Source organism: Pseudoduganella sp. SL102 (genome assembly GCF_027856995.1).
Taxonomy (GTDB): Bacteria; Pseudomonadota; Gammaproteobacteria; order Burkholderiales; family Burkholderiaceae_D; genus Rugamonas; species Rugamonas albidiflava.
Genome location: NZ_CP115554.1, coordinates 2,031,362 through 2,045,835, shown reverse-complemented (window position 1 = coordinate 2,045,835; position 14,474 = coordinate 2,031,362). Strand labels below are relative to the sequence as shown.

14 protein-coding genes are annotated in these 14,474 nt (G+C 67.4%); 9 read left to right on the top strand and 5 right to left on the bottom strand.

The genetic code is table 11. The features are described from left to right. Positions 1–8 precede the first annotated feature (8 nt). The gene (locus OU994_RS08675; protein ID WP_281610423.1) at positions 9–554 is read right to left on the bottom strand and encodes a hypothetical protein; all 546 of its coding nucleotides are present in this window, start codon (positions 552–554) and stop codon (positions 9–11) included. Then, entirely contained in the window at positions 536–721 is a 186-nt protein-coding gene (locus tag OU994_RS08670) for a hypothetical protein (protein WP_131147245.1), read from the bottom strand. The genes OU994_RS08675 and OU994_RS08670 overlap by 19 nt, the downstream gene beginning before the upstream one ends. Before the next feature lie 190 nt (positions 722–911). Between OU994_RS08670 and OU994_RS08665 the strand changes: the two genes are divergently transcribed. The 9 genes from OU994_RS08665 (at position 912) to OU994_RS08625 (ending at position 11,285) form a co-directional block, all read left to right on the top strand. After that, positions 912–1,406 (top strand): hypothetical protein, encoded by a 495-nt coding sequence (locus OU994_RS08665; RefSeq protein ID WP_281610422.1) that lies wholly within the window; start codon positions 912–914, stop codon positions 1,404–1,406. A 159-nt stretch (positions 1,407–1,565) separates the two neighbouring features. Then, positions 1,566–2,915: a GIN domain-containing protein gene (locus tag OU994_RS08660; RefSeq protein WP_281610421.1), complete on the top strand. Its 1,350-nt coding sequence runs from the start codon at positions 1,566–1,568 to the stop codon at positions 2,913–2,915. A 271-nt stretch (positions 2,916–3,186) separates the two neighbouring features. Beyond that, entirely contained in the window at positions 3,187–4,071 is an 885-nt protein-coding gene (locus tag OU994_RS08655; protein WP_281610420.1) for a BadF/BadG/BcrA/BcrD ATPase family protein, read from the top strand. Between the two features lie 3 nt (positions 4,072–4,074). Next, the gene (locus OU994_RS08650; RefSeq protein WP_281610419.1) at positions 4,075–4,809 is read left to right on the top strand and encodes a GntR family transcriptional regulator; all 735 of its coding nucleotides are present in this window, start codon (positions 4,075–4,077) and stop codon (positions 4,807–4,809) included. Beyond that, a complete protein-coding gene (nagA, locus tag OU994_RS08645; RefSeq protein ID WP_131147250.1) occupies positions 4,806–5,933 on the top strand; it encodes an N-acetylglucosamine-6-phosphate deacetylase in 1,128 nt (375 codons plus the stop codon). Before OU994_RS08650 ends, nagA begins: the two co-directional genes overlap by 4 nt. After that, entirely contained in the window at positions 5,923–6,936 is a 1,014-nt protein-coding gene (locus OU994_RS08640; protein ID WP_281610418.1) for an SIS domain-containing protein, read from the top strand. The genes nagA and OU994_RS08640 overlap by 11 nt, the downstream gene beginning before the upstream one ends. Before the next feature lie 41 nt (positions 6,937–6,977). Next, positions 6,978–8,471: a beta-N-acetylhexosaminidase gene (gene nagZ / locus OU994_RS08635; RefSeq protein ID WP_281610417.1), complete on the top strand. Its 1,494-nt coding sequence runs from the start codon at positions 6,978–6,980 to the stop codon at positions 8,469–8,471. 26 nt (positions 8,472–8,497) lie between these two features. Beyond that, on the top strand, positions 8,498–9,835 hold the full coding sequence (locus tag OU994_RS08630) for an MFS transporter (protein ID WP_131147253.1): 1,338 nt from the start codon (positions 8,498–8,500) through the stop codon (positions 9,833–9,835). Positions 9,836–9,980: 145 nt separating this feature from the next. Continuing rightward, positions 9,981–11,285, top strand: coding sequence for a M48 family metallopeptidase (locus OU994_RS08625; protein WP_281610416.1), 1,305 nt, complete (start codon positions 9,981–9,983; stop codon positions 11,283–11,285). 144 nt (positions 11,286–11,429) lie between these two features. On the opposite strand, the gene OU994_RS08620 is transcribed toward OU994_RS08625, so the two are convergent. From OU994_RS08620 to OU994_RS08610, 3 genes are all read right to left on the bottom strand, one after another. Beyond that, positions 11,430–12,416, bottom strand: coding sequence for a glycosyl hydrolase (locus tag OU994_RS08620; RefSeq protein WP_281610415.1), 987 nt, complete (start codon positions 12,414–12,416; stop codon positions 11,430–11,432). Continuing rightward, on the bottom strand, positions 12,413–13,249 hold the full coding sequence (locus OU994_RS08615; RefSeq protein ID WP_281610414.1) for a cupin-like domain-containing protein: 837 nt from the start codon (positions 13,247–13,249) through the stop codon (positions 12,413–12,415). Before OU994_RS08615 ends, OU994_RS08620 begins: the two co-directional genes overlap by 4 nt. 109 nt (positions 13,250–13,358) lie before the next feature. Beyond that, positions 13,359–14,375 (bottom strand): IS110 family transposase, encoded by a 1,017-nt coding sequence (locus OU994_RS08610; RefSeq protein WP_281606659.1) that lies wholly within the window; start codon positions 14,373–14,375, stop codon positions 13,359–13,361. Positions 14,376–14,474 lie beyond the last annotated feature (99 nt).

Here is a 14,474-nt window from a genome sequence, read left to right as displayed (position 1 = left end):
ATGGTCGGTCAGCGCAGCGCGGGCGGCAGCGGTTTGAACTTGGCGCAATAGATCTTGGAGCGGCGCTCCGCGTAGGCGATGCGCCCGCCGGTGGAAGTTTCCCGCACCGGCGTCGCGGAGCCCGTGATTTTCGCATAGCGCAGGCCATCGCGCTGCGTGATCGCCTCGGCCAGCTTGTCCGGCGTGGTGTCGGCCACCGCGCCCACGAACCGGTAGGGAAACGTCTCGTCGCTGACGATCACTTCGCGCACGGCAAAACCCCACAGCCTGGCGTCGGGCGTGCGAAACCAGTAAGCGCCGCCTTCGCGCTTGTAGGGCTGGCCGAACCAGCGCACCATGTAATCGAAATAATAACGGTTGGACGTCTGGTCGCGGCACAGCAGGCCGTTGCCCAGCACCACGCCGAAATGGCTGGGCACCTTCGCCTGCAGCGGCGGGGCGATCACGCAAGCCAGGGAAAATGCCAGGAAAGAACGCCGGGCCAGGCACCGGCGCAGGGGCAAGCCCGCAGTGCTGCCGGCCTGCCCGCCGGCGCCTACAAATTCTGCAGCCATTTCCGGTTGGCCGCGATCCTGACTTTCACCGATTCCGGCAGCGCTTCGTAGCATCCCGGGTATTGTTTCAAGGCGCTTTCGCGCACCTGCTTCTCTTGCCCGTTGATGAGGAAAACATAGAGCGTCCCGCCTTGATCGGTTTTCCGGGTCCCTAAATACTTGATCATTTTGCGAAATTCCTCCGGCATGCATTATGACACCTCCGCGCGGTGCCCGGCATTAATGGCGTCCGGTGGCGTCGCATGGCGTCTCATGGTGTCGGTCGGCGGCGTCGGTTTTCAGGGAATCGTTATCATTTCGCTACGGGCCGCGGCAAGCTGTGTTTTAATAGCGTGGCTCAAGCCGGACGGGACCATCATGAAAAACCTTTGTGCAATCGCCTTTGCAGCCGCTTCCGCCCTCGGCACCGCCACCGTCCACGCGGCGCCGGAAACCATCGCCGTGTTCGCCACGTGGCACATGGCGGACCTGCACGATGTGACGCAGGCGTGGTATTTCACCGGCGCGGCGCTGTCCGGCCATGACCGCGGCGGCGCGCCATGGGCCGGCGACCGCCCGCTGGTCCAGCCCGCGGAGGTCGCGCTGTCCCAGGCGCCGCTGCAGCCGGCACCTTTGGAACCGGCACCGCTGGAACCGGCGCCTCTGGAACCGGCACCTTTGGAACCGGCGCCGCTGGAACCGTCCGCCCTGTCCGCCCTCCCCGAGCTTCCCGTGGCGCCCGCCGTACCCGCCGTGCCGGCCAGGGTCGACGTGCCGCCCACCATTCCGGAACCGCGCATGGCGCCCATGTTGCTGCTCGGCTTGCTGCTGCTGTTCCTGCGCGCCAACAGGAAGGAAGAGCAGTTCGGCTAGCCGCCGTCCTGCGCGGCTCCTCTCCATTTTGCCGCAGCCCTGCGCGGCTCATCGCGCCATTCTGCCGCCGGCACCGCGTTTTCACCAGTCCATCCCGCCGCGCTCGCGGTGCCCCTGCCGTTGGCTTATCGTCATGCTTCCCACAATGAGGCCAACATCATGCATCGACCTTCCCCTACCCTCGCCTTCGTCGTCCTGGCCACGGCCGCCACCCTGGCCACCGGCGCCGCCGCGGCGGACAGCGCCAGCCAGGCCCGCGCCACCGAAACCCGCAACATCGGCGCGTTCAGCGCGATCGACATCGCCGGGCCGTTCGACGTGAAGGTGGACGCGGAGGCGCCGCGCGCGCTGCGGCTGTCCGGCCCGGCGGCCGAGCTGGCGGAGATCGAGACATTCGTCGACCGCGACACGCTCGTGGTACAGCGCAAGAGCCGGAGCGGCTGGCACTTCAGCTTCGGCAAGCGCAGCGAACCGGTCATGGTGACGATCGGCACGCCGCAGCTGAACAGCCTGCGCAACACCGGCAGCGGCGACGTGCGCCTGGACCGGGCCCGCGGCGACACGCTGCAGCTGACCGTCAGCGGCCCCGGCGACCTGCAGGCGAACGGCAACGTGCGCGAACTGTCGGTGCGCGGCAGCGGCAGCGGCGACATCGACCTGCGCGCCCTGCGTGCCGCCACGCTGCGCATCAAGATGAGCGGCCCGGGCGACGTGGAAGCGGCCGGCGTCACGCGCGAACTGGCGGCCGACGTGACCGGTTCGGGCGACCTGGACGTCAACGATATCGCGGCCGACAAGGTCAGCGCCACGCTGACCGGCCCCGGCTCCGTTGCGCTGCAAGGCCGCAGCCGTGAGATCCACGCCACGCTGGCCGGCTCCGGCGACTTGGACGCGTGCTCGCTGGCCGTGGAAGGCGCCAGCGCGAACCTGTCGGGGCCGGGCAGTGCCTGCGTGGCCGGCACCATCCGCACCATGGAAGCGCGGGTGCGCGGCTCGGGGGACCTGGAAGCGCGCGGCCTGCAGACGCAAAGCCTGCGCGCCGAACTGGACGGCCCCGGCAGCATGAAGCTGAGCGGCACCACCGGCGCGCTGGAAGCCTCGGTCAGCGGCTCGGGCGACTTCGACGGCGAAGAGCTGGCCGTGGGCCGCGCCGTGGTGCGCGGCCATGGCCCCGGCAATATCGCCCTGCAGCGCGTGACCGATACCCTGGATGCCGAGCTGCGCGGCTCGGGCGGCCTGAGTACCGCGCTGGACGCGAAAAGCGTGCGCCTGGCGCTGGCCGGCCCGGGTGGCGCCCACCTGCAGGGCCGTACCGCGCGGCTGGCGGCCCAGCTGTCCGGTTCCGGCAGCATCGATGGCCGGGCACTGCAGGCCGACCACGCCCAGGTCACCGTGCGCGGGCCGGGCAACGCCGTCGTCAACGTGCGCGGCAAGCTCGAGACCCATGGCCGGGGCGGCGCGGACCGGCTGGTGAAGATCGACCGCGAAGGCACCCAGGACGCGCGCTGAGGTCCGCCGCGCGCCCAGCCCCGGCCATGCCGGGCGAACCCGGCCGAGTGCCGGGTTTTTTCTTTTGGTATTAGCCGGACCGGTTCCGCCACATACCACAACTCATACCAAAGAACTCATCCTTTTCCCGTTTTTAATCATAGACTTAACAGATCCACTGCGGGTTTTTCCGCGCCTCGTCGACACGCCACGACAATACCAGTTAAATACCTGTTGACAGACTGGTTTGCCCATCCTATAGTCACCCTCGATTCTTCACACACCAACTCCTATGATCGACTATCTGATCGGCGTCGACGGCGGCGGCACGGGCACGCGGGTGCGCCTGGCACGGCCCGATGGCACGTTACTGGCCGAAGGCAGCGCCGGCCCGTCCGCCCTGCTGCACGGCATCCCCAACGCATGGAATGCCGTCGAGCAGGCAGCCGCGGCGGCGTTTGCCGCGGCCGGCCTCGGCGTTCCCGAGCGCGAGCGTATCGCCATCGGGCTCGGGCTGGCCGGGGTCCATAACCGGGGCTGGGCGGCGGAGTTCATCGGCGCCAATCCCGGCTACGCGGCGGTGGCGCTGGAAAGCGATGCGTACACCACGGTCCTCGGCGCCCACCAGGGCCGGCCCGGCGCGATCATCGCGCTCGGTACCGGCAGCGTCGGCGAAGTGCTGGGCGAGGATGGCTCGCGGCGCGAAGTCGGCGGCTGGGGCTTCCCTTCCGGCGATGAAGCGGGCGGTGCCTGGATCGGCATGCGCGCCGTGAACCATGTCCAGCACGTGCTCGACGGCCGCGCCGCCGGCGGCCCGTTCGCCGATGCGGTCATGGCCGCGTGCGGTGGCGGCAGGGATGCGATCCAGTCGTGGCTTGCCAGCGCGACGCAGACCCGTTTCGCGCAACTGGCCCGCATCGTGCTGGAACACGCGGCCGGCGACGACACCGCGCGCGAGATCATGATCGAGGCGGGCCGGCAGGTGGGCCTGATCGCCGGCGCGCTCGATACGGCGGGCAGGCTGCCGATCGCGCTGTGCGGCGGCCTGGCCGAACCGATGCGCGCCTTCCTGCCGGGCGAGCTGCTGGCGCGCATCGTGCCGGCCAGCGGCGATTCCGCCACCGGCGCGCTGCAACTGATCCGGCGACAGCTCGCCGAAGCTTCCGTGAAGGAGTGAACCATGCCGGCCCGACTGCGTGATTTCCATCCCGATGCAGCCAGCGATACGCCGCTCTACATGCAGGTGGCCAACCGCCTGTCCGACGGCATCGCGGGCGGCGACTGGCGCGCCAACGAAGCACTGCCTTCCGAGCGCGTGCTGTCCGATGCGCTGAGCATCTCGCGCGTCACGGCGAGGAAGGCGATCGACCTGCTGTGCGACCGCGGCATGCTGACGCGCCGGCGCGGCTCGGGCACCTACATCACGCCCAAGCTGGAACAGCCGCTGTCGCGCCTGACGAGCTTTTCGGAAGAACTGCGCCAGCGCGGCTTCACGGCCGGTTCGCGCTGGCTGCAGCGTGAGATCGGCATCCCCGCGCCGATGGAGGTGCTGTCGCTCGGCCTGTCGCCCAACATGCCGGTGGCGCGCCTGAAGCGGCTGCGCACGGCCGACGACGTGGTGATGGCGATCGAGACATCGACCATCCCGGCCGCCTACGTGCCGGACCCGCAGCGCGTCACCGATTCGCTGTACGGCTACCTGGAAGCGCACGGCACGGTGCCGATGCGGGCGCTGCAGCACATCCGCGCGGTCAACGCCAACGCCGAGCAGGCGAAACTGGCCAACATCGCGCCTGGCACGGCCATGCTGCACATTACGCGCGTGAGCTACCTGGACAGCGGTGCCGCGGTGGAACTGACCCACTCGTGGTGCCGCAGTGATTATTACGAATTCGTAGCGGAGTCGCGTCGATGAACGATGCCATCAAACCAAGCACCATCAAGGGCAACATCCTGAGCGCCGGCGGCTGGATCGCCGGTACCCTTTCCTTTACCGACCGCGTGAGCGGCATCGATGGCGCCGCCGCCGATCCCGGTTCGAACGGCGACGACTACATCCTGCCCGGCTTCATCGACCTGCACGTGCACGGCGGCGCGGGGCGCGACGTGATGCAGGGCGGCGATGCGGTCCACGCGATCGCCGCGATCCATGCCCGCCATGGCACCACCAGCATCCTCGCCACCACGATGACGGCGCCGCCGGAAGACATCGACGTGGCACTGGCCGCGATCGGCCAGGCGGTACGCCAGCGCGGCAAGGGCGAAGCGCGCGTGCTGGGTGCGCACCTGGAAGGCCCGTACATCAATTCCGGCAAGCTGGGAGCGCAACCGAATTTCGCCCGCGCCGCCACGCTGGCCGAGGTGCAGCGGCTGGAAACCCTGGCTCCGCTGCGGGTGATCACGGTGGCGCCGGAAATCGCCGGCCACCTGGCGCTGGTGCGCGAACTTGCCGGCGAAGGCGTGCGCGTGCAGATCGGCCACACGCTGGGCTCCTATGAGGATGGCGTGGCCGCCCTGGAACACGGCGCGGCCGGCTTCACGCACCTGTTCAATGCGATGAGCCCCCTGCACCACCGCGAGCCCGGCATGGTCGGCGCGGCGCTGGCGCATGCGCAATACGCCGAACTGATTCCCGACCTGCTGCACGTGCATCCCGGCGCCATCAAGACAGCGCTGCGCGCCATTCCGCGGCTGTATTGCGTCACCGATTCTACCTCCGCCACCGGGATGCCCGATGGCGAATACATGCTGGGCCGGCACACCGTGCACAAGTGCATGGGCGGCGTGCGGCTGCCGGACGGCACGCTGGCCGGCAGCACGCTGACGCTGGACCAGGCGCTGCGCAACCTCGTCGGCCTGGGCCTCGACCTGGCCGACGCCTCGGCGCGCGTGTCCACGCATGCCGCCGATTACCTGGGCCTGGAAGAGCGCGGCCGGCTCGCCCCGGGCACCTGGGCCGACATCGTGGTGCTGGGCCGCGACCTGCAACTGAAAGCCGTCTATATCGAAGGAGAACGCATTGACCTCAATGATGCTTAAGGAAGCGCTGTCCGCGGCGGACTGCGTGGCCGGGCAACTGGCGCACGACGCCGACCGCTACGCCGAGCTGGGCCGCCGGCTCGCCGGCACGCCCTTCGCCACCGCGCTCACGGTGGCGCGCGGCAGCTCGGACCACGCGTCGAACTACATCGCCTACCTGATCATGGCGCGGCTGGGGCGCGTGGTGGCCTCGCTGCCGATGTCGCTCGTCACGCTGCACAAGTCGCCTTTGATGACGCGCGACACGCTGACGATCGCCGTGTCGCAATCGGGCCAGAGCCCGGACGTGGTCGAGCCGATCCGCTATTTCCGCGAGGGCGGCGCCACCACCGTGGCGCTGGTCAACGATATCGACTCGCCGCTGGCGCAGGCCGCCGAGTGGGCGATGCCGCTGCGCGCCGGCAAGGAACAGAGCGTGGCCGCGACGAAGAGCTTCATCACGTCGCTGGTGGCCGGCGCCCGGCTGGTGGCGAACTGGCAGGACGATGCTGAACTGAAGGATGGCCTGGCGGCGCTGCCGGACGCGCTGCGCGCGGCCGCGCAGGCCGACTGGCAGCAGGCCGTGGACGTGCTGGCCCCGGCCCGCAACATCATGGTGGTCGGCCGCGGCATCAGCTTCCCCGTCGCGCTGGAGGCATCGCTGAAATTCAAGGAAACCTCGGCCCTGCAGGCCGAAGCGTTTTCCGGCGCCGAGATCAAGCACGGCCCGATGGCGCTGATCGACGAAGGGTATCCGCTGCTGATCTTCGCCACGCGCGGCCCCACGCAGGCCGGCCTGCTGGCGCTGGCCGACGAGATGCGCGGCCGCGGCGCACGCGTGCTGCTGGCGGCGCCGGAAGACGTGGCGCAGCGCGACCTGACGCTGCCGGTGGCGGCCACGCCCGACCTCGATCCGATCGTGGCGATCCAGGCGTTCTACGTGATGGCGGCGCAACTGTCGGCCGCGCGCGGGCTCGATCCGGACAAGCCGCGGCACCTGTCCAAGGTCACCAAGACCAGCTAGATCGGCCTTTCCTTCAACGCAATCCCATCGGCCACGAACCAATGAACCAACCACCGAACGCCCTGCGCAAGCTGGCCGGCCAGCTGATCATGATCCGCTTTCCCGGCACCGAACTCGATGCCGCCACGGCCCGCTTCCTGGAAGAGAACGGCATCCGCGCCGTGTGCCTGTTCCGCGGCAACATGACGGACCAGGTGCAGCTGTCGAAGCTGACGGCCGACCTGCGCGCGGTGCTCGGCCCCGAAGCGCTGATCGCGATCGACCAGGAAGGCGGCGCCGTGGTGCGCTCGACCTGGGTGCCGGCACCGCCGGCGGCGATGGGCCTGGGCGCCGCCGACGATACGGCCCTGGCGCACCGCACCGGCGCCGCCGTGGCGCGCGCCGTGAAGGTGCTGGGCTTCAACTGGAACTTCGCGCCGGTGCTGGACCTGAACAACAACCCGCACAACCCGGTGATCGCCGAGCGTTCGTTCGGCGCCGATCCGCAACGCGCGGCGCAGCTGGCGATGGCGTGGATGGCCGGCAGCGAGGAAGAAGGCGTGGCCTGCTGCGTCAAGCACTTCCCCGGCCATGGCGACACCAGCGTGGATTCGCACCGCGACCTGCCCACTGTCGACAAGCCGCGCGCCGAACTGGAAGCGTTCGAGTTCGCGCCGTTCCGCGCCGCCGCGCCGGTGGCCCCGGCCGTGATGACGGCGCACATCGTCTACCCCGCCATCGATGCCGCCAATCCGGCCACGATGTCGCCGGCGATCCTGGACGGCATCCTGCGCCGCGAGTGGAACTACGGCGGCGTGATCATCACCGACGTCATCGACATGCACGCGATCGCCGGCCGCTACGGCGCGGGCAACGCGGCCGTGCGCGCACTGGCCGCCGGCGCCGACATGGTGATGGCGCTCGGCACCCCGCAAACGCAGGACGAGACGCTCGACGCGATCGCCCGGGCCATCGCCGACGGCACCATCAGCCGCACCCAGGTCGACGAACGCCTGGCCCGGCTGTCGGCGCTCGCGGCGAAATATCCCTGTGCGCCGCGCGAGTACACCGAGGACGCCGCCGACCGCGCCGTGATGGCCGAAGGATGGCGCCGTGCGCTCACCAGCCGCGGCGCTCCGCGGCGGCCTGCGCCCGGCGCCAAGGTGCGCCTGGTGGTGCGGCAGGATGTCGTCAGCGACGGCGTGTCGGAAGCCGGCGTGCCGGCCGCCCGCGTGGCCGATGCGCTGCGCCACCTGCACGACGTGGAGCTGGTCACGTTCGCCGATGCCGAGAACTTCGACTGGTCCGCCCTGCCGGCCGATGGCCGCTATACGATCCTCGCGTCCACTTCGCGCCTGCGCTATGGCCCGCATGCGCGCGCCACCTGGCGCCCGGACCTGCACGTGGCGCTGTGGAACCCCTACCAGGCGCTCGACATCGATGCGCCGGCACTGATGACCTACGGCTTCGCCGCGCCGGCACTGGAAGCCGTCGCGGCCTGGCTTGCCGGCGACCTGGAAGCGGCCGGCACATGCCCGGTACCGGGTTTCGCCTGAACCAACACCATCACGGGACATCGCCGATGCAGACCGACGCCAAGGGAGCCAGCCCGCCATTCTGGGTTCCCTCGCTGTACTTCGCCCAGGGATTGCCGTACTTCGCCGTGGCGCTGATCGCCGGGCTGATGTTCAAGAGCATGGGCGTGGCCAACGAGGATATCGCGCACTGGACCGCCTATATCGGCGCCGCCTGGGTCTTCAAGCCGCTGTGGAGCCCGTTCCTGGAACTGGCGCCCAGCAAGAAGGCGGTGGTGGTCACGTTCCAGCTGCTGGGCGGCGCCTGCCTGGGCCTGGTGGCGCTGGCGCTGCACCTGCCGGTATGGCTGGCGGCCAGCGTGGCGATGCTGGGACTGGTGGCGATCAGCTCGGCCACCCACGACATCGCCTGCGACGGCCTGTACATCGCCAGCCTCAGCAAGAAGCAGCAGGCGCAGTACGCCGGCTGGACGGGCACCTTCTTCAACGCCGGGCGCTTCATCTCGCTGGGCGGCCTGGTGATCCTGGCCGGCCAGCTGGAAAAGACGCAGGGCGTGACGAATGCGTGGACGATCATCTTCCTGATCCTGGCCGGCACCATGATCTCGCTGGGGCTGTACCACGCCTGGTCGCTGCCGACGGCGCGCAACGCGGCCGCGGCGGCCGGCCAGGGTGACCACACCGCGGCCGGCATCGCCCGCACGCTGAAGGAAGTCATCATCGATTACCTGAACAAGCCAGGCATCTGGGTGTCGATCCTGTTCATCATCCTGTTCCGCGCCGGCGAGGCGCAGGTGCAGACGATCGGCCCGCTGTTCCTGCGCGATGCGGTCGACCAGGGCGGCCTGGGCCTCACCACCGCGGAAGTGGGCATCGTGTACGGCACCTCGGGCACCGTGGCCTTCATCATCGGCTCGATCGCGGGCGGCTACTTCACGTCGTGGCTCGGCCTGCGCCGCGCCATCCTGCCGCTGATCCTGGCCGTCAACCTGCCGAACCTGGTGTTCTGGTACCTGTCCACCTGGCACCCGCATGACCTGGTGATCATCGGCGCCGCCCTGTCGGCCGAGATGTTCGGCTACGGCTTCGGCTTCGTCGGCATCATCCTGTACATGATGCAGGTGGTCGCGCCCGGCAAGTACACGACGGCCCATTACGCCTTCTCGACCGGCATCATGCAGCTGGGTTTCGTGCTGTTCAAGTGGGTCAGCGGCGATATCCAGGCGGCGCTCGGCTACCAGCGCTTCTTCGTGTGGGTGCTGGTGGCGGCGATCCCCGTCGCCCTGCTGTCGCAGTTCATTCCGATGGAATCGCGGGTGGCCGACGATGCCGAACAGCCGGGCGGGCAGCCGGATGGCCAGGGGCAGGAGGCGGCGGCGCGATGAGGGAGTTGATTGCGGTACCAATGGCGCTGGAAGGGCTTTGGTAGTATCTTTACGCGTCGCCGTCGTTGCGTAAATTGAAACCTAACGTTATTAAAATTTATGGGACAATAAGTGTTTGTCCCCTTGATTGAAGGATTTTTTCATCATGCCCCAGTTCCGTCTCGCCCGCATCAGCCTGCTGCTGGCTGCCATTGGCCTGAACGCCGCTTTCGCGCTGCCCGCGGCCGCGTTCGCACAAGACAAGCCCGCTGCCCCGGCCGAGGCACCGAAGGACACCGTGCGTCCTGAGATCTTCAAGCTGGTCGATCCGGCCCAGATCAAGCCGCTGATGGATGCCAAGAATTACGACGAAGTAAAGAGCCGCCTGGCCCAGGCCGAAGCACTGCCGAACCGCACCGTGTACGAAGATTTCGTGCTGAACCGCATGCGCATCTCGGTGGCATCGGCCACCAACGACACCGCCGCGCTGACCACCGCGCTGGAAGCCGTGATCAACTCCGGCAAGCTGCAGCCGACCGAACAGCGCGACTTCGTGCAGGCACTGGCCACGCAGTACTACAACAACAAGGATTACGCGAAGGCAATCACCTGGTTCAACCGCTACCAGACGGAAACCGGCGATACCAAGGTGCGCCCGTACATCATCCGCGCCCATTACTTCAACAACGACTTCGCCACCGCGAAGACCGAACTGCTGAAGGACCTGGACACGCACCAGAAGGCCGGCACCACGCCGAAGCTGGAAGAACTGCAGCTGCTGGCCAACTCCGGCGCGAAAACCAAGGACCAGGCCACCTACCTGGTGGCGCTGGAAAACCTGGTGCGCTACTACCCGAACGACGACTACTGGCTCGACCTGCTGAGCCGCACCCAGGGCAAGGCCAGCTACTCGAACCGTTTCGCGCTGGACGTGCTGCGCCTTGAAAAAGCGGCCGTGTCGAAGATGGCCGCCGAAGAGTACACGGCACTGGCCGAACTGGCGCTGCTGGCCGGCCAGCCGATCGAAGCCAAGCAGGCGCTGGATGCCGGCTTCTCGAACGGCGTGCTGGGCACCGGTACCAAGGCCGCCGAGCACAAGAAGCTGCGCGCGCAGGCCGACAAGCAGGCCGCCGACGATACGAAGAACATCGGCACCGGCGAAGCCTCGGCACGCAAGTCGAAGAACGGCACCGGCCTGATCAACCTGGGCTATGCGTACGTGACGCTGGGCCAGCACGACAAGGGCATCGCCCTGATCCAGGAAGGCATCGCCAAGGGCGGCCTGCAGAACGCGGAAGATGCCAAGCTGCGCCTGGGTTACTCGTACGCGCTGGCCGGCCGCAAGGACGACGCGATCAAGACGCTGCAGACCGTGACCGGCACCGACGGCCGCGGCGACCTGGCACGCTACTGGATCATGTGGGTGAACCGCCCGGCCGGCGGCAACGCACAGGCGCAGGCAGCGCAGTAATCACCGGCGCCCTGGCGCATCGAAAGCGGGGAAGGCCGATGGCCTTCCCCGCTTTTTTATTGTTGGCGCCGGCATCCTGGTGCCGGACACCTTTCCGGACGCTTCACCCGGAAAGGTGTCCGACACCGGTATCCCCCGCCGTCCTCAGCGCCCGCCGCCCAGCCCTTCCCGGAACGCCGCATCGAACGCGCCCGCGGCACCCTCCATTCCGCTGCAGCGGTCGCTGGCGCCCTGTACCGGCACCTTGCACGGCTGGTCGCGGTCCAGCGACCACCAGTGCAGCCCGGCCAGCCCCATCGACTTCACCGCCGCGCCCACCACGCGCGCATCGTCCAGCGTGAAGTCGTTGCCGGGCATGTCGTTCACGCCGATCATCGGCGTCACTTCGATCTGCGCGAGCGGGATGCCATATTTCTCGTGCACGTTGCGCACCGCCTGCACGGCCGAGCGGCCCATGTCGCACACGGCGCCGCGCAGCACGCACGCATCGGCCGCCGGCGGGCCGTAATCCATCACCATCAGGTTGAAGGTCCAGCCGCGCAGGCCGCCTGCGCGCACGGCGGCAAGGATCGTTTCGCCCAGCGCGTTCAGGCTGCGCCTGCTGCCGTCGGAGGCCGCATGCGTGGCGACGGTGAACGAGAAGCGCAGCTGCGGCCGCTTCTTCTGCGCCGTGGCCGCGCGCCGCACCAGCGAGGCGATCTGCTCGCCGGTCTGCCCGGCTTCGATATCGAAGTCGATGCCGGCCAGGTGCGGCGAATCGTAGCGCGCGATGAAGCGCTCCATGCCTTCATCGGTGGCGCAGGTGAATACGCCACCCTGCCCGCCCGTGGAGATCACGTAGTCGATACCGGCTCTCGCAAAGCCGGCCACGTTGGCCTGCGCCACTTCGGCACCGGTTTGCCCTTGCCATACCTCGCTGCCGCATTCGCCCGTCGCGAACGCCCAGGTCAGTGCCACCGGCCCCTTCGCCAGGTAGGGCGTGGCATCGGGCGTGCCGATCACATGGGCCGGCGCGCGGTTCAGCGGCAGGAATTTATAGGGGCTGACGACGACGCGCGGCGCAGCCAGCGCGGCCGATCCGCACAGCGCCAGCAGTGTCGCGGCCGCGGCCGCGCATGTCATCTTGTTCATGGGTTCTCCGTAGCCAGCGCCAGCACGTCGGCCTTCGTCAGGCCGTGCGCCGCCGGCGCGGTCCACCAGTAGTTGACCATGGTGTTCAGCACGCCGATCGATTCGACGTGATGCCACCACAGCGAGGGAATGTACAGCGAGTCGCCCGGCCGGAGGTCGGCGACGATGGCGTGCCGTTCGGCTTCCCTGAAACGCGGAAAGCGCCGGTAGTCGGGCGCGCGGAACGACACGAGGCTGATCGGCGTGGGGGTCGGCGCGAAATCCAGCGGGCCGAGGTACAGGTTCGCGCCCTGCTCCGGCGCGAACAGCGTGAAGCGGCGCCGCCCGCTGACGACGCATGCGAGATTGTGCGACTCGTCGAAATGCGCCGGCGTGATCACTTCGTTGCCGAGCCACAGCCGCGGCGCGATGGCGGGATCGTCCAGCTGATCCGCCAGCGCTGCGCGGTTGGCCTGCGCGAAGCCGGGCAGCACATCGTCCAGCAGCGCGCTTTGCATCGCCACCGCCGGCGCCGCCGGAAACTGCGAATAGCGCGCCACCTGCTCGAGCACGGCCGCCACCGTCCGCTTGCTGCGCACGAAGTTAAAGCCCTGCATGTCGGGCGAGTAGAACAGCCGCCCTTTCACCTCGGGCGGCATCAGTACCGTATCGGCCGGCGTGCCGCGGTCGAATCCCAGCAGGTAGCGGCACAGCGCCTCCGGCGACCGGCGCCCTGCCGCCACGGCCGGCCAGTGATTCACGTAGCCGCGCAACACGACCGGCCGCTGCTCCGCCAAGACGGTTGCGAAGCCCGCAGCGGTGGTGCCAGTCAGTTCGATCGCGGGAATGCTCATGAATGCCTGATATTGCCCAAAACCAGGGGCTGCCCCCAATACCGCTTGGTTAAGCGATTGCCGATGCATTGCATGCGCATGCATTCACCCCAACAGCGAAGGGCTGGGGTCAGATACCGTCTTGTTTTGCAAGGCCCGAATTCAAAAAATTCGGGTCGAATGGCTTGCCAGAGCAAACCACGCCGTAAATCAGATGAACCAGCTTGCGCATGACGGCGCCGGTGACGGCCTTGGGAGCCATGCCATTGGCGCTCAGGCGCTCGGCAAAGGTCTTCAGCAAGGTGTTGTACCGCTTGGCGACCATGCCAGGCATGTACAGTGCACTACGCAGATCATTGTTGCCGATCTTGCTCATGCTTGTCCGACCGCGCACTGATGTTCCAGAGCTTTTTTGCTTTGGACTGACTCCAATAAATGCCGCAAGTGCCTTGGCCGATCCGAAGCGCCTAATGTCACCAATGTGGCCCAGGACCTTAGCTATCGTAGTGCTGCCAATGCCCGGAATACTGCGCATCAGATCGGCGTCATGTTTCAGGCCAGGATGCCTGTCGATGTGATCGTCGATCTCCTTTTCCAGCTCGGTGATCTTTTGATCGAGCCATTTTACGTGCTCATCGACGTTTTTCACCAAGTCGCCCTGACCGGCAAAATCATGAGCTTCCATCCGGTTCTTTTCCTGTTGCCTGATGTCCTTGAGCGCAAGCAGCCGATCGCTCAAACCCTTGAGTTCACGCTGTTCCTTTGGAGGTGGCACCCAAACTGGCGGCCTCTTCGCAGCACAGAATCGGGCGATCAGCCCGGCGTCAATTTGATCGTTTTTGTTGCGGATGTTTTCGGACTGCCCAAAACCTTTGATGCAGCCTGGATTGATGACGCTCACCATGATGCCCGCATCGTGCAACCACAGAGCAAGCGGCTCGCTATAGACACCGGTCGCTTCCAGACACACGTGAGCGCTGTCTGGAGAGACCTTCTGCTTGACCAACCATTGAACCAGTTCCTGGTAACCCTCCGGCGTATTGCTGAGCGTCTTCGATTTCGCTTTGCCACTGACCAGCAGAACAATATCGAGCTTCTTCTTACTCACATCAACGCCAACTACCGGGGTTACTGCCATTTCCATCATTTCCTCTCTCGTATGCGGGCTTAGCGTAAGAACGCCGTCCCAAGATACCGTACGGACTTCAATGAAAAAACAGGCAAGGCCACCTATCTGACCCACAGG